Origin of the sequence: Streptosporangium sp. NPDC001681, assembly GCF_040298085.1 — a bacterium.
Taxonomy (GTDB): domain Bacteria; phylum Actinomycetota; class Actinomycetes; order Streptosporangiales; family Streptosporangiaceae; genus Streptosporangium.
In genome coordinates this window covers 1-15,852 of record NZ_JBEOZN010000185.1, presented here as the reverse complement: position 1 = coordinate 15,852, position 15,852 = coordinate 1, and the positions used below count along the sequence as shown (strand labels likewise).

The 15,852-nt window shown below is 74.0% G+C and carries 12 protein-coding genes; 10 read left to right on the top strand and 2 right to left on the bottom strand.

From position 1 onward, the window contains the following. The 5 genes from ABT130_RS43895 to ABT130_RS43875 all read left to right on the top strand — a co-directional run. Window positions 1–1,027: LLM class flavin-dependent oxidoreductase (locus ABT130_RS43895; RefSeq protein WP_350965879.1), on the top strand; the 1,027-nt coding region annotated here is incomplete at its 5' end. Further along, on the top strand, window positions 1,020–1,628 hold the full coding sequence (locus ABT130_RS43890) for a flavoprotein (protein WP_350965877.1): 609 nt from the start codon (window positions 1,020–1,022) through the stop codon (window positions 1,626–1,628). The genes ABT130_RS43895 and ABT130_RS43890, both read left to right, overlap by 8 nt. Beyond that, window positions 1,625–2,572 carry a hypothetical protein gene (locus ABT130_RS43885; protein ID WP_350965875.1) on the top strand — a complete coding sequence of 316 codons (948 nt, stop codon included), beginning with the start codon at window positions 1,625–1,627 and terminating at the stop codon, window positions 2,570–2,572. Before ABT130_RS43890 ends, ABT130_RS43885 begins: the two co-directional genes overlap by 4 nt. Further along, window positions 2,569–3,843, top strand: coding sequence for a M16 family metallopeptidase (locus ABT130_RS43880; protein ID WP_350965873.1), 1,275 nt, complete (start codon window positions 2,569–2,571; stop codon window positions 3,841–3,843). Before ABT130_RS43885 ends, ABT130_RS43880 begins: the two co-directional genes overlap by 4 nt. Beyond that, window positions 3,840–5,054, top strand: coding sequence for a M16 family metallopeptidase (locus tag ABT130_RS43875; protein WP_350965871.1), 1,215 nt, complete (start codon window positions 3,840–3,842; stop codon window positions 5,052–5,054). Before ABT130_RS43880 ends, ABT130_RS43875 begins: the two co-directional genes overlap by 4 nt. 240 nt (window positions 5,055–5,294) lie before the next feature. Here ABT130_RS43875 and ABT130_RS43870 read toward each other — a convergent pair whose 3' ends face one another. Next, window positions 5,295–5,423 (bottom strand): ALQxL family class IV lanthipeptide, encoded by a 129-nt coding sequence (locus ABT130_RS43870; RefSeq protein WP_350911661.1) that lies wholly within the window; start codon window positions 5,421–5,423, stop codon window positions 5,295–5,297. A gap of 67 nt (window positions 5,424–5,490) precedes the next feature. Further along, complete coding sequence (locus ABT130_RS43865) at window positions 5,491–5,619, bottom strand: ALQxL family class IV lanthipeptide (protein ID WP_350965869.1); 129 nt, start codon at window positions 5,617–5,619, stop codon at window positions 5,491–5,493. A gap of 615 nt (window positions 5,620–6,234) precedes the next feature. Between ABT130_RS43865 and lanL the strand changes: the two genes are divergently transcribed. The 5 genes from lanL to ABT130_RS43840 all read left to right on the top strand — a co-directional run bounded on the left by lanL (window position 6,235) and on the right by ABT130_RS43840 (window position 15,749). Next, complete coding sequence (gene lanL, locus ABT130_RS43860; protein WP_350965867.1) at window positions 6,235–9,024, top strand: class IV lanthionine synthetase LanL; 2,790 nt, start codon at window positions 6,235–6,237, stop codon at window positions 9,022–9,024. Then, window positions 9,024–10,844: an alpha/beta hydrolase family protein gene (locus ABT130_RS43855; protein WP_350965865.1), complete on the top strand. Its 1,821-nt coding sequence runs from the start codon at window positions 9,024–9,026 to the stop codon at window positions 10,842–10,844. The genes lanL and ABT130_RS43855 overlap by 1 nt, the downstream gene beginning before the upstream one ends. A 269-nt stretch (window positions 10,845–11,113) precedes the next feature. Continuing rightward, the gene (locus ABT130_RS43850) at window positions 11,114–12,862 is read left to right on the top strand and encodes an ABC transporter ATP-binding protein (RefSeq protein ID WP_350911655.1); all 1,749 of its coding nucleotides are present in this window, start codon (window positions 11,114–11,116) and stop codon (window positions 12,860–12,862) included. Continuing rightward, on the top strand, window positions 12,844–14,706 hold the full coding sequence (locus ABT130_RS43845) for an ATP-binding cassette domain-containing protein (RefSeq protein WP_350965863.1): 1,863 nt from the start codon (window positions 12,844–12,846) through the stop codon (window positions 14,704–14,706). The genes ABT130_RS43850 and ABT130_RS43845 overlap by 19 nt, the downstream gene beginning before the upstream one ends. Further along, window positions 14,703–15,749: a radical SAM protein gene (locus tag ABT130_RS43840; RefSeq protein ID WP_350965861.1), complete on the top strand. Its 1,047-nt coding sequence runs from the start codon at window positions 14,703–14,705 to the stop codon at window positions 15,747–15,749. The genes ABT130_RS43845 and ABT130_RS43840 overlap by 4 nt, the downstream gene beginning before the upstream one ends. Window positions 15,750–15,852 lie beyond the last annotated feature (103 nt).

Below are 15,852 nucleotides of genomic sequence, written 5' to 3'. Positions count from 1 at the left end.
GCCGCAGGCACGCGACAGCGGCCTGCGGCACCGCCAGGACTTCGGGAAACGAGGAGGGGCCATGGCGCCCGGACTGCTGTTCCCGCTCCAGCACACGCACCCCGACACGGTCGTGCCGTTCGGAGAGCTGGTGATGAGCGGGCTGGCCGGCCGACTCTGGCTGGGACAATCCGTGCTGACCGAGACGCATCAGACGATCGCCTACCTGACGGGCCGGGGGATCAGGGTGCCGTGCGGGCTGAGCGTGACGCTGATGCCGCTGCGGCACCCGATGGAGGCGGCGGTACAGGCGCGCAGCCTGGCGGTGCTCACCGGCCGGCCGCTGGTCGCCGGATACGGCGCCGCGACCCCGGACCTGGTCCGGGCGCTGCGCGGCGCGCCGTACCACAGGCCGGCCGCGGCCGCGGCCGGGTACGCCCGGGCGGTGCGCGCCTTCCTCGACGGCGGCACCGTCGAGCACGCCTGCGAGGCGTGCGTCGCCGCCACCGCGCTGCCCCCGATGCACCACCCGCCCGTCGAGGTGGGGCTGGGCGTCATCCGGCCGGGCATGGCGCGGGCCGCAGGCGCCGTCGCCGACGTGGCCATCACCTGGATGACGCCGCCCCACTACGTCCGGGACACGCTGCTTCCCGCCCTGGCCGCCGGAGCCGCGAACCGCGGCACGCCGCCCCGTGTCGCGACCGTCGTGCATGTGGCGCTGGCCGGCCCCGGCCGCGATCCCCGCAGACTCGCGCACAGCGCGGCCGCGGACCATCTGCGAGCCCCGCACTACACCGATATGCTCCGCCGGGCCGGGGTGCCCGCCGACCCGGCCGACCCGCGCGCCGGCGCCGCGGCCCTGGTCGAGGCGGGTGTCTACGTGTACGGCACACCGGAGGAGGTCGTCGAACGGCTACGCGGCTACCGCGAGGCGGGCGTCGACGAGATCATCCTCAATCTCGCCGGCGTCGCGGGGACCGAGGGGTTCCGTGCGGCGCTCACGGACGCCGAGTGTCTGCTCCACGCCATGGCGGACGCCGATGAGTGAGTCCGGGCGGCTCCAGGGGCCGCCACCGTTCCACGCCGAGCGCCTGCTCATCCTCGCCACCGGCTCGCTCGGCGCCGCCTTCCTGCCGTACTGGCTCAACTGGCTGCGGCGTTCCTACCGGAGCCTGGACGTCCGGGTGGTGGTCACCAGAAGCGCGGAGCGGTTCGTCAGCCGGCAGGCGATCGCGGCCCTCATCGGCAAGGACGTGCCCGTCGACGCCTGGCCGGACGTTCCGGCACCGGAATCACCGCACGCGGACTACGCCATCTGGCCCGACACCGTGATGGTCTACCCGGCGACCTATCACTTCCTGGGCCGGTTCGCCAACGGTCTCGCCGACACCCCCATGCTGCTGGCGCTCCAGTGCACCTCCGCGCTGATCGGGATCGCGCCGGCCCTGCCGCCGGGAGCCACCCGCTCGTACGCCTACCAGCAGCATCGTGCGGCGATCGAGGGCCGGCCCAACGTCGTGGTCGTCGACCCCGTGCCGGTCCTGAGCACCCACACCCGAGGACGGGACGCCCTAGGGGCCGCCCCGCTCTCCACCCTGATCGAACGACTGGCGGAACTGCGCGCCACGCGCGAGAAGGAGGACCAGTGAGCCGAGCCGCCGACTCCTACGGCACGGGCTACGTGCTGACCACGATCGCCCGGTCGGCCGAGGGGGACTACCGGTGGACCCGGCGCCCCGGGCCGCACCGGGGCGGCGCACTGCGCACGCCGGATCCCGCCGTCCTGGACGCCGCCCGGACGGCGGCCCGCGGGCGGGTCGGGCTCACGCTTCCGGAGCAGGCGGACGCCACCGGCATGACGTACCGGACCGGCCAGGCCCGCTCGATCGCGGCCATGCTCCTCGGTCCGAGGTCGGGCGAGAGCGACGCCGACATCGCGCGGATCACGGCGGACACCTTCGTGGAGACCGGCGCGGCCCTCGCCCGCCTGCACGCCGTCCCCCTGCCGCGGGCCGACCTACCGTCCCCCGACGGCCTGCTGCGGCTGCTCTCCTGGCTACAAGACGGGCTGGGACCCGGCGCCGCGCCCGATCTGCACCGCCACGCGACCGAGATGCTGGGCCGGGACCGGATGGCCACGGTGGCGGCGTGGTGCGTCCCGGTGACGGAGGCACCGCACGCCCTGCTGCACGGCGGCCCCAGCATGGGCATCCTCCTGCCCCTGACCCCCGACATGGACGGCGGCCTGCTGACCGGTGAGAACCTGGCCGCCGGTCCGCCGGAGTCCGACGTGGGGTGGATCATCGGCGAACTGGTGGAGCTCGGCGCGTCGATCCGCCGATTCGGCACGCGCCGGGACTTCGACTTCGACATGTTCATCGGCCGCGTCCTGGAGGGCTACACCGCCGCCCTGGACCTCGCCGCCGTGGGCAGGACGGCCGCGCTGCGCTTCCTGACCCACCTGCACGACTTCGCCGCCTACATGAAATGGCACGACGTCCTCGTCGAGTACCTCAAGCTCGTCGCCGACGTGATCGACGCGGCCGGCGCCGGGCAGTTGCTGCCCTCCCCCGGCGAGGTGGTCCGTTCGTGAACACCGCCGAGATCACGCGCGTGACGCTGCACAACGGGCTGCGGATCGTCATCGAGGAGGAGCACTCCGTCCCCGTGGCGGGCGTCGCGGTGCACTACGACGTCGGCTTCCGCGCGGAGGCCGAAAACGCCTCGGGCCTGGCCCACCTGTTCGAACACCTGATGTTCCAGGGAGCCGCCGGCACCGGGCCGAGCCACTTCCAGCAGGTCGAACGCGCCGGAGGGTTCTGCAACGCCTCCACCCGCCAGGACTACACCGACTTCTACACCGTGGTCCCCGCCGACGCGGTCGCGGAGGTGATCGCGCTGGAGGCCGACCGCATGCGCGCCTCGAAGATCACCGAACAGGCCGTCCGGACCCAGATCTCGGTGATACGTGAAGAGGTCCTGGGCAAGATCCGCAGGCCCTACGGCGGCTTCCCCTGGCCCCGGCTCTCTCCCGTGCTGTTCCGTGCCTTCGCCAACGCTCACGACGGGTACGGCGACTACGCCGCCCTCCGGCAGGTGACCGTTCGTGACTGCGAGGAGTTCTTCGACCGGCACTACGGCCCGGGCAACGCCGTGGTGACGGTCGCGGGCGACGTCGAGCCCGAGGCGGTGCTGACGGTCATCGAGCGCGCCTTCGGGGCCATCCCGCCCTGCCCCGTCCCCCCGCCCTCCCCGTACGGGGAACCGGAGCCCGCCGGGCAGGCGACGGCCGAGTACGCCGACCCGCTGGCGCCGCTGCCCGCCCTCGCCCTCGGCTACCGGGTGCCCGACCCGGCCGCCGGCCCCGCCGCACACTTCGCGCTGTCCGCCCTGGCCGGCGTGCTGGCCGGCGGCGTACGGCCCCGGCTGCGGGAACGGCTGCACCGGGAGACCGGGCAGAACGTCACCTTCTCGGCCCGCGTCGGCCTGTTCGATCTCCTCGACGCCCGTGACCCCGACATGTGGCTGCTCACCGCGATCCACCCGGCGGGGCTGTCGGCCGAACGGGTGCTGGCCGCCGTGGACGCCGAACTGGACGCGCTCGGCGCCACCGGGCCCGCGGATGAGGAACTGCGGCGCTGCCGTACCGTGTGGCTCCTGTCCCACCACCGTTCGATGGACCGGCTCGCCGACCGGGTGCGCATGCTCGGGCGCTTCGAGCTGTTGTTCGGCGACCCCGGCCTGGCCGCGCGGCTGCCCGAGTCGTACGCCGGGGTGGGCGCCGCCGACGTGGCGGCGGCGGCACGCGGACTGCGCCCGGACTCCCGCGCGCTGCTGCGGGTCGTCCCCGGGGAGGGGCGATGAGCAGCGACCTCGTCGATCGCACGCTGGCGAACGGGCTGCGCGTGCTGGCGGTGCGGCACGGCGTGACCCCCCTGGCCGAAGCGCGCCTGCTCCTCCCCTCCCCCTGCCCGACCCAGGCCGTACTGGCGGAGTCCGTCCTGCTGGCGGCCTGCCTGTCACGTGGGCAGGCCGCCGAGGACCGAGTGGAACTGGACGTGGTGGCCGACGTCCATCAGATGACCGCCACCGCCTGCTGCTCACTGCACGACATGGACGCGCTGACGCGGGCGCTGGCGGAGGTGGCACGGGGCGTGCCCGCCGAGGTCGAGCCGGCGCGCGGGCACCTGATCGCGCAGCTCAAGGTGGCCAGGGCGCACCCCGACTTCACGGTCCGGGCGCAGCTGGCGCGGCAGCTGTTCGGCGACCATCCGGTGGCCTTCACGATGCCGGAGGAAGACGAGCTCGCAAGGATCGCCGAGGTGCGGCGCGGGCCGTCCGGCCCGCGCGGCGCCGTCCTGGTGATCCTCGCACCGGACGATCCCGGGCGGCTGGCCGACGCCGCGGAGCGTACCCTGGCCGGCTGGCAGGCCCCCCTGCGGGACGTGGCGCCGCTGCCGCCGCTGCCCGCGGTCGAGGGCGGCCGCCTGGTGCTGTTGTCGCGGCCGGGCGCGCCGCAGTCGCGCATCCGGCTGCGCGCGCCGGGGGTGACCGTGGAACACGAGCGCTACCCGGAGCTGTTCCTGGCCTGCGGCGTCCTGGGCGGCGCTCTGTCCTCCCGGCTGTCGCGCAGCCTGCGGGAGGACAAGGGCTACGTGTACGGCGTCACGGTGTTCTTCGACAGCCATCCCGGCGCCGGGTTCCTGGCGATCGAGGCCGACACCGCGGCCGCCACCACCGGCCCCGCGCTGGAGGTGCTGGCCGCCGAACTGTCCCGGATGCGGACCCATCCGCCCACGGGCCAGGAGATCGCGACCGCGCGCGCCTACGCCATCGGGTCGATGGCGACCCGCCTGGCCCCCCGCGCCAGGCTCGCCACCGCGCTCGCCGACCTGGCGGCCAAGGCGATGGACCCGCTCCTGTTGCTCGACTTCCCGCGCCGGCTGGCCGCCGTGACCCCGGACGCCGTGGTCGCGGCGGCCGAGGAGTTCTTCGCTCCCGAGCGCTTCTCCGGCGTGGTCGCGGCGGACCCCCGGGAACTCGCCGATCCCCCGGCCCTGGGGCGATGTCGTTGACGTGACCGAGCGCGCCGGCCGAGCCGTCCCCCCGGTCGGTGCACGCGCGCCCGCCTGGCGAGACCGCGCCCCTCGGCCGGTCGGTCACGTGGCCTCGGTAGTCGGCGGACCCGCAAGGGAGTTCTCCGCCTGGACGGGGAGCATGTCCAGATCCTGGACGTGCTCCCCGCGATCTTCTTTCGTGGCCGACGGTTCTACGGGAGAGACCCGCTTTGATCCGCGTGCGCGGATCGCCGCGTACTAGAACTGGCTCGTGTACGTGACGACGTCATAGACGAGGCTCCACGGGGAGCAGGTGCTGTAGCACGGCAGAAGGGGGCTCTCCGCCTGGGCGGGGAGCATGTCCAGAGCCTGGACGTCGAGTTCCATCGTGGATCTCCTTCAGAAAACGGTTCGCGGGAATCCGTACTGATCCGCCGACGCGGATCGTCGTGCACTAGCTGATCGTGTACGTGACGACGTCGGTGAGGCAGCTCCACTTGACGCAGGTGATGCCGAGGCACGGCATAAGGGGGCTCTCCGCCTGGGCGGGGAGCATGTCCAGAGCCTGGACGTCGAGTTCCATCGTGAATTTCCTTCCGTTGGGGAAAGACCTCCGCCGGTGATGCGGGGGTCTCGATGTCCGCCGGCGAGGCCCGCGGAGTCCGTGGGCGCGCGGTCAGCGATCAAGCAGTTCGCGATGGCCTCCGCGCGGGATTGCGCCTTGAGCACCTTTCCGAGCCGGTCCATGCCCGGCTCGCCGCACCGTTCGAGCGCTCGACGTCATGCGTCATGTGGATGCCGTGTGCGTTGTACCGCGAGCAAGTCCTCACAGCCGGCGGAGAACAGCGGGGCCATGAACCTCTGGCGGCTTTCCTTGAGCGCCGCTTCGTACTCGTCCGACTTGGTGCTCAACGAGCTCTCGTCGTGGGGCCGGGGAGTTGCCGACGTGTATTCCTGACGGCGCCGACGGTAACCGGGGGTTCTTACGGGTCGCTTAGCCACTCTTAATGCGCACTCCGGCACGGGCCGGCCCGGCGGGCGTGGAGACCTTAAGACCGCCATTAGGCGCCACTGGCAGGCTGGTCCGCGTCCGGAGGATTACCGGCGGAACCGGTCACGGGCGAGATCCGGGCAGTCGTTTCGCACCAATGGCTCGACATCGTCCCCTGCCGGAGAACACGATTGGAGATTCGGCGTCGTGAATGAACGTGGTTCGGCGGGGGACGGCGTCTCCGGTGCAGACCGTCACGTCCTGGGGGACATCGCCCGTGCGACATTGCATCGCACAACGGGTGACAAGGACTCGATACCCGGTACCGGGTCCGACGGCGTCCCGGATTGGGAATTCCACGTCGACTCGCCCTGGACGTACGTGACCCCGGCCGGCGCGACCACGCAGGCGCAGGGCTGGAAGCTGCATGTGGCGGCGACGCCGTTGTCGGCTCCGGTGGTGCTGGCGCGCGCGGTGCGGGTGCTGGGGCGCCGCCGTTGCCCCTTCAAGTACGCCACCGACTTCGACGAGCTGGGCCGGCTCGTGGCACGCAACCAGGACCGTGGATCGGTGGGCAAGTTCATCACGGTCTACCCGCCCGACGACGCGAGCGCGGCGGAGATCGCGGAGGAACTGCACGAGGCCACCTACGGCCTGCCGGGCGCGCCGATCCTCTCCGACCGGATCTACCGGCCGGGCAGCCTGGTGTACTACCGCTTCGGGGTGTTCTCGGCGCCCAGCGTGCTCGACAACGACGGCTCCTACGCCTCGCGACTCACCGCGCCCGACGGCACTCAGGAGACCGACGAGCGCAGAGCGTGGTACTCCCCGCCGGCCTGGGCGGAGTGCCCCTTCGAGTCGGGCCAGGCTCCGGTGCGGACCACGGCGCCGCAGGCGGTGCTGCTGGCCGATCGGTTCGTGGTGCGCGAGGCCATCCGGCACGGCGCCAAGGGCGGGGTGTTCCTGGCGGAGGACCGCGCGGACGACGGCCAGGTGGTGATCAAGCAGGCGCGCCCCCACCTGAGCGCCGGGCTCGACGGAACCGATGATCGGGACCGGATGCGCCATGAGGCGCGCATGCTGGAGATCTTCGGACCGCTGGGCGTCACGGCGCGCAAGGTGCTCCTCTTCGAACAGAACGACAACCTGTTCCTGGCGCAGGAACACATCGCGGGCACCCCGCTGAACAACTGGGAGGCCGCTCAGCACGACCGGCCCGGCGCCGTGCTGGGCGTCCTGCGCCGCCTGGCCGCGCTGGTCGCCGTCGTGCACGAACAGGGCCATGTGCTGCGCGACCTGACGCCCAACAACGTCATGGTGACGGAGGACGGCGACTGCCGCCTGATCGACCTGGAGATGACCGTCGTGCCCGGCGCGCCGGTCGGGCGCGCGTTCACTCCCGGTTACGCACCGCCCGAGCAGGCGAACTCAGCCCTGTATGCTCCCGCGCTCGGCGTGGAGGCCGACCTGTACGCGCTCGGGGCGACGAGTCTGTTCACGGCCACCTCCTGCCAGCCGCCCTTCCTGCGGGACCGGCCCGCCGACGCGCGGTCCTGGGACGAGCGGGTGGAGACGGTGGTGCGGGTGGCGGCCGCGGGCGACCCGCTGGCCACCGCACTGTCCCCGCTGATCCTGGGCCTGATGCGCGAGGATCCCACGCAGCGCTGGGACCTGCCGCGGGTGCGGGAGTTCCTGGACGACGTGGACGTCGCCGCCCTGGGGCCCGCCACCCGGACCGCCGGTTTCCGGCTGGGCGCGGCCGAGCAGGACCGCCTGCTCCACGACGGGCTCGCCTACACGTTGCGCACCATGTCGCCCGGCACCGGCGAGCAGCCGGTCGCCCGCCTGTGGCCCAACTGGGGCTTCGGCCTGACCGCCGACCCGTGCGCCGTCCAGTACGGCTCCGCCGGGGTGATCGCTCTGTGGGCCGCCGTGCTGGACCCCGCTCGGGCGGACGACGCGCTGCCGCCGGACACCCGGGCCAGCCTGACCGCCGCCCTGTGGGAAGCGGCGGACTGGACCGCGCGGCGGTCGGCGCGCGAACAGCGGCCCTCCCCAGGCCTGTACTTCGGCCGGGCGGGCATCGCCGTGGCCCTGCACGACGCCGGCCGCGCGCTCGACAAGGAGAGCCTGCGCACCGCCGGCGTGGAGCTGGGGCTGGACCTGCCGGTCACCTGGCCCAACCCGGACATCTGCCATGGCGCGGCCGGGACGGGGACAGCCCTGCTGCACCTGTGGCGCGCCACCGGCGACCCGCGATTCCGGGACCTGGCGGACGCCTGCGCCGACGGCCTGCTCAAGGCGGCGCAACGGACCGCGGACGGTGTGCTGTGGCCCATCCCCAAGGACTTCGGTTCCGCGCTGGCGGGTACGGAGCACTACGGCTTCGCGCACGGCGTCGCCGGGGTCGGCGCGTATCTGCTGGCCGCCGGGGTCGCGCTCGACCGGGACGACTGCCTGGAGACCGCCCTGCTCGCCGGGGAGACCCTGCTCGGCGCGGCCGAGTACCGCGGGGAGAGCGCCTGGTGGGCCGAGGGCCCGGGTGGCGGGACGAAGCTGCCGCACTGGTGCAACGGCTCCTCCGGCGTCGGCACCTACCTGGTGCGCCTGTACGCGGCGACCGGGGAGCAGCGCTTCCGGGACGCCGCCCACGCGGCCGCGCTGGCCGTCCACGGCAGCCGGCTGACCTCGGGGACGGCCGCGTGTCACGGAATCGCCGGCGACGGGCAGTTCCTGCTGGACATGGCCGACCTGCTCGGCGAGCGCGCCTATCACGACCAGGCGGAGGAACTGGCGGCGTCCTTGTGGGCGCGCGCCGTCATGCGCGACGGGCTCATGGTGGTGCCCGACGAGCTCTCCGGCGAGGAGATCTCGGTCGCCTGGAACACCGGGCTGGCCGGGGTGCTGGACTTCCTGTACCGGCTGCGGCACGGCGGCCCGCGCCGGTGGATGGCCGAGACGGGCGCCGAGGCATGGACGCGCGGCGGCAAGGCGTGATGATCTCCGACACGATGAGCCCGGCCGCCACGGTGACCGGCGAGCGGCAGCGGTCGTTCGTCCACCGGCTGAACTTTCGCTTCTCCCCCGGCGGGAGGTACGCCGCCTGCCTGGCCGCCGACGACCGCGACCCCGCGATGTACCCGGAACTGTGGGACCTCACCGGCCCCGAGCCCCGGCCCCGGGCGGTACGCACCCGAGACGGCGAGAGCGCGGCGAGCGTGCCGCTGCCCACGGACGACGGCGACCTGCTGCTGTGCCGGTCCGGAGCCTACGGCTCGCGGCTCACCTTCGCCGCGTCCCGTGCCGAGGGCGGGCGGCCGGTCGAGGAGGTCGAGCTGATCGCCGTTCGAAGAGGCGGTCTGCGGCTCCTCCCCGGTACGGCGCGGACCCCCGCTCTGGTGCTGGAGATGGACGGGGACGGGGGCACCACGGTGTGGCGCCTGCCCGGCGGGGCCGTGCCGCCGGAACAGATCATCCGGGTGCCGCACTCGATCGGCGGAGCGGTCTGGCTCGACGAGCGCGGGCACGCCCTCGCGCTGGCCACCGGCGAGCCGGGGACGGGCACCATGGTCCTGGATCTGACGCGCGGCACCATCACGTCCCTCGGCCTGCCCGCCGGCGAGCACCTGCTGCTGGCCGCGCCACGCGGCGGGGTGCTGCTGACCGCCGCGTCACGCGGTGGCGGCTACCGGCTCGGCGTGCGCCGCCTCGACGACCCGGCGCCGACGGCCTTCCCCGATCGGCTGAACGCCGTCGAGGGCAGCGTGGCCCCGCTGGCGCTGGACCCCACCGGGCGGCTCCTGGCCCTGTCGGTCACCCACGGTGCCCGCTCCCACCTGCTGGTCCATGATCTGACGGCGGACGCCCCCGACGAGATCGAGCTGCCGCCCGGCGCCCTGCATCCGACGGCCCACTGGTCCGACGCCGGCCTGCATCTGGTGCACAGCGCCGCCGACCATCCGACGGGCGTCATCACGATTCCGGACCCGTCCCGGCCGCGCGTCCTGGCCGCGACCGGCGAACACTGGTCCGGGTGGGCCTCGCCGCGGGCGCGGGAGTATCCGGCGCCGGCGGGCAGCACGGAGGCCGTCGTGTACGGAGATCCGGCCGGCGCCCCGCACCTGGTGGTGGCGCTGCACGGCGGCCCCGAGGCCGCGTGGCAGCTCGACTTCGACCCGCTGTTCCAGCGCCTCGCCGCCGAGGAGATCGCGGTGGTGGCGCCCAACCAGCGGGGCAGCACCGGTTACGGCGCGGCACACCGCGACGCCATCCACGGCGCCTGGGGCGGTCCCGACCTCGCCGACATCCTGCACCTGGGCCGCCGGCTGGCGGCCGAGCGCGGCCCGGGCCGGCCGCGGCCCATGCTTTACGGCGCGAGCTACGGCGCGTACCTGGCGCTGCTGGCCGCGGCGGCGGAGCCGGACCTGTGGGAGCGGGCCGTGGCCGTCGCGCCGTTCCTGTCCGGCCGGCTGCTCTACGAGGACGGGCCGGTCTCGGTTCGCAACCTGATCGACCGGCTGGGCGGGCGCGAGGAGATCCACGATGACGACCTCGGGCCGCGCGATCTGCTCCGGCTGGCCGACCGCATCCGGTTGCCGCTGCTCATCGTGCACGGCGAGGATGACCCGATCATCCCGGTCGGCCACTCCCGCCGCCTGCACGAGCGGCTGCGGCGAACCCGCCACCCCGACGCCGCGCCGGTGACCTACCTGGAGGTTCCCGGCGCGGGCCACGACCCGCTGTCCGACATCGGCGGGCATGCCATCAGGGAGCGCGTGCTCGGCTTCCTGCGCGGCGGGCAGGACCGCGCCGGCTGAGGCGCGGGCCGCCGGACCGGTTCCCCGGGACGCGCGTTTCGGTCCGTGCCCTTCCGCGGGCCGGGCCGGCCCCCAAGCCGCCTCGATCCGGCGGCGTGAAAGAAGAAAGGAAAACCGATGGAACTCGACATCACCACTCTTGACCTGCTCCCGGCCGTCCAGGAGTCCAGGCTGTATCCCTGCGGGTGCACCTGCACGTTGCCGAGCTTCATAACCGGTGTCGTGGCCCCCTAATGCCGGACCAAGCCTCGGATTCCCACGCCGGGCAGGTGACGCGGCGGGATGGTGATCGCCTCCTCGCCGCCACGGCGCGCGGCCTCTGGGCGCCCCTGGCGGTGACCGCGGCGGCCGTCGCCCTGTCGACGGCCGCCGCCCTGGCCCTGCCCGCCGCGCTGGCCACCGCCGTGGACGGTGTGGTGTCCGGCGAGGGCGCGCGAGCCGCAGGGTTCCTCGCGCTCGTCCTGGCCGTTGCCACCTGTGCCGATCTCATCGGCGCCCTCGCCGGCGCGGCGACCACCGCGTCCGCGACGGCGTCCCTGCGCCTGCGCTTCACCTCCCACCTCCTCCGGCTCGACGCCGCCGGCGCCCGCCGTTTCCCGGCCGGGGAACTGGCCAACCGGCTGGTGAGCAACACGGCGAGCGCCGGGCGCGTCCCGCTCACCCTGCTGTACACGGCCGCCGAACTCGTCAGCACGAGCGGCGGCATCGTCCTGCTGCTGGTGACCGACTGGCGCTCGGGTGTCGCCTTCCTGATCGGGATACCCGTCGCGCTGGTGATCGTACGGCTCTTCGTCACCCGGCTGTCCGGGGTGTACGAGCGGTATCAGAGTGCGCACGGGCGCCTGGCCGCGCGCCTGACCGACACCCTGGCCGGCATCCGCACGGTGCGGGCGTCCGGCACCGCCGATCGCGAGATCACCCGGGTGCTGCGCCCGCTGACCGACCTGTCGGACGCCGGTCACGCCATGTGGCGGGCCCAGGCGCGGGGCGTCTGGCAGATCACCCTGCTGCTGCCCATCATCGAAGTGCTCGTGCTCACCGTGGCCGGGCTCGGCGTCACCGACGGCCGGCTGCAGCCAGGGCAGTTGCTCGCCGTGGCCGGCTACGCGGCGATGGGCGTGGGCTTCATCGAACAGGTCGACGCGCTCCTGGGGGTCGCCGAGGCCCGCGCTGCGGCCCGCCGCATCCAGGAGGTCCTCGTCCTGCCACCCCTCGTGCCCGGCACCCGCCCGCTGCCGGACGGCCCCGGCGCGCTGTCGTTCCGCGGCGTGACCGTGACCCGCGAGGGCTCCCACCTCCTCGACGCCATCGACCTGGACATCGCCCCGGGGGCGCTGACCGCCCTCGTCGGGCCGTCCGGAGCGGGCAAGACCACCCTGTCCCTGCTGGCCGGGCGGCTGTTGGACCCCGAGCGCGGGCAGGTGCTGCTGGACGGCCGCGACCTCGCCGATGTGGCCCCGGAGTCGTTGAGCGGCGCGGTCGCCTACGCCTTCGAACGCCCCGTCCTCCTGGGCGGCGACCTCGCCTCGGCCATCGCCTACGGCAGGCCCGCGCTCGACCGCGACAGCGTCCGCGAGGCCGCGCGGGCCGCACATGTCGACGACGTCATCCGCCGCCTGCCCGAGGGCTACGACACCCCCGCCGCCATCGCCCCGCTGTCCGGCGGGGAGTTCCAGCGGCTGGGCCTGGCCCGCGCCATGGTGCGGCGGGCCCGCCTGACCGTGCTGGACGACGCCACGTCCAGCCTGGACACCGCGACCGAGGCCCAGGTGACTCGCACGCTGGTCGAGAGCATGCGCGGGACCACCCGCCTGGTCATCGCCCACCGCGCGGCCACCGCCGCCCGCGCCGACCACGTGGTGTGGCTGGACGGCGGCCGGATCCGGGGCCGGGGCACGCACCGGGCGCTGTGGCAGGACCCGGCGTACCGCGCCCTGTTCGCCGTCGGCCCGGCCCCCGGCGGCGACGCAAGCGACGACAGCTCATGGAGTGAGGAACCGTGCCCGGCTCGGCTGTGACCCCCGCATCCGCCCCGCTCACGGCGGCGCCCGTCCTCCGCCTGGGAGAGGACGGCCAACCCTCCGGCGGGTTCCGGCTGCTGCTCGCGTTGCTGCGCCCCCGCAGGCGGCCCCTGGCCTTCGCCCTGACATGGGCCTTGGTGGAGGCCGTCCCTGGGCTGCTGTCCGGGCTGCTCATCGCCCGCGCCGTCGACGACGGCTTCCTCGCCGGACGCCCGGGTACCGGTCTGGCCTGGCTCGGCCTGTTCGCGGTCGCGATGCTGCTCAGGACCGCGGCCACGCGACTGATGTTCCCCCACCTGGCCGCGGTGGTGGAGCCGCTGCGCGACGACCTCGTGCGCGCCGTCGTCACGGCCACGGTGACCCGCGCCGCCCGCGGCGACCGGCCGGACACCGCCGCCGTCAGCCGTATCACCGGGCAGGTGGAGACGCTGCGGAACCTGGTGTCCGCACTGCTGCGCACCACGCACGGGCTGGGCATCTCGCTGATCGCCGCGCTGGCCGGGCTGCTGGTGCTCTCGCCCCTGGCCGCGGCCATCGTCGCCGGACCCGTGCTCGTGGCGGTGGCGGTGTGCGCCTGGCTGATGCGGGTGCTGCTGGTCCGGCAGCGCCGGCTGATCCTCGCCGACGAGACGCTCACCGCCGAGGCGACCCCGATCCTGGAGGGCACGCGTGACATCGCCGCCTGCGGGGCGCACGAGCAGGCGTACGCCACCGTGCGGGCCGCGGTGGACGCCCAGGCCGCGGCCACGCACGCGCTGGCCCGGGCCGGCATGTCCCGGCGGCTGATCGTCGCCATCGGCGCCCACGTGCCGCTGCTCGGCCTGGTCATCGCCGCTGAGCCGCTGACGCGACAGGGGCATCTGAGCGTGGGCGAGGTCGTCGGCGCGGTTACCTACCTGGTGACCGGCCTGCAGCCCGCCCTGCAGTCGATGACCGGCATCCTCTCGAGCTGGGGCGTGGCCCTCGCCGTCACCCTGCGCCGCATCGCCGAGACCATCGCGGTGCCCGCCGGCGACGCGCCCGCCGTCACCGGGCCGGCCGACGCCGCCTACGCGGTCGCCGTGCCCGCCGGTTGCGAACTGCGGGCCAAAGGGCTGGGCTTCGCCTACGCCCCCCAGGCCACGCCCGTGGTACACGACCTCGACCTGGTGATCCCCGAGGGAGACCACCTGACCGTGGTCGGCCCCAGCGGCATCGGCAAGTCCACCCTGTCCCTGCTGCTCACCGGGCTGCGGCGGCCGACCCACGGGGAGATCCTGCTCGGCGGGCTCCCGCTGGAGGCGATCGCGGAACCCGGCCTGCGCTCCATGGTGGCGCTCGTGCCCCAGGAGGCGTACGTCTTCGCCGGCACGGTCCGGGAGAACCTCGGCTACCTGTGCCCGGCCGGCACCGCGGACGCCCGGCTGGACGAGGCGGCGTACCGGGTGGGCGCGCGGGCGCTCGTCGAACGGCTCGGCGGCCTCGACGCCGAGATCGACGAACCCGCCGCGCTGTCGGCCGGAGAGCGGCAACTGATCGCCCTGGCACGGACCTACGCCTCCCCGGCCCGCCTGGTCGTCCTGGACGAGGCGACCTGCCATCTCGACCCCGCCGCCGAGGCGAGGGCCGAGAGCGCGTTCGCCGCCCGGCCCGGCACTCTCATCGTCATCGCCCACCGCATCAGCTCCGCGATCCGAGCCCGGCGCATCCTGCTGTTGGACGGCACCGCCGCGCACCTCGGGACCCACGCGGACCTGCTGACCCGTTCCCCCCTGTACGCCGACCTGGTCGGGCACTGGACGAACGACCGAACGCCCGGCGCCGGTCCCGGGCATCCGCTCTCGACGAGGAGGTCCTCATGAGCGCCCCTGTGAACAAGCCCACCGACATCATCTGGGACGTCACCTACGCCTGCCCCCTGCGCTGCATCCACTGCTACTCCGAGTCGGGCAGGCGCCCGGCCCGGCAGCTGAGCCACGGCGACATGCTGCGGCTCGCCGACGCGATCATCGCCATGCGCCCGGACTCGGTGGAGTTCGCGGGCGGCGAGCCCCTGGTGGTCAAGGGGATCTACGAGATCGCCGAGCACATCGGCCGCGCGGGGGTCACCGTCAACCTCTACACCGGCGGATGGACACTCACCCCCGAGACCGCCGAGGAGGCGGCCCGGGCCTTCCAGCGGATCACCGTCAGCATCGACGGGACCGACGCGGAGGTGCACGACCGGGTACGGGGCAGGGTCGGCTCCTTCGACCGCGCGATGAACGCCCTGGCCATGCTGGACGACATCGCCGCCCGGCGCGCGGCAGAGGGCGGCACTCCGCTGATCTTCGGGATCGACTGCTCGGTTGTGCGGAGCAATTTCCACCAGTTGGCGGATTTCTGCACCGACATCGCCCCTCGGTTCCCGCGGATGCGCTTTCTCAACCTGGCCGCGGCGGTGCCGTCCGGGCTGGCCAGCCGGCCCGGCTTCGCCGAGACCGAACTGCTCGGCAACGAGGAGCTCGCCACCCTGACCAGCGAGGAGTACACCGAGCGGCTGCGGTCACTGGCACCGGCGTCGCTGGCGGTGACCACCTCCGACAACTTCATCCTGATGATGCACCCCGGCATCGTCGCGAGCTACGGGTTCCCGCTGATGCAGATCGAGCCCGACGGCGAGGTGCGCGCCATGCCCATCTACGAGGGGTGCGTGGGAAACCTGCTGACCGAGGCCCCGGACGTGCTCTGGCGGCGCGCCGTCGAGCGATGGAGCGATCCCTTCGTGGTCGAGACGCTGTCCCCGGTGCGCTCCATGACCGACTGGGCCGAGGCGACCCGGCGTATCGACCGCCGGTTCGGATTCCCGGAGGTGCTCACGCGCATCGACCGCCGCCCGCCGTGGCAGGCCGCGCAACCCGCGTGAGCCCGAGACCCGCCCGGCCCCGCTGTCCGGCGGGTGCGGCCCCGACGGCGGGGGAGATCGGCGCCCCGCCCCCCCTCGCCCCCGCGCGGGGGCCGGGGGGGAC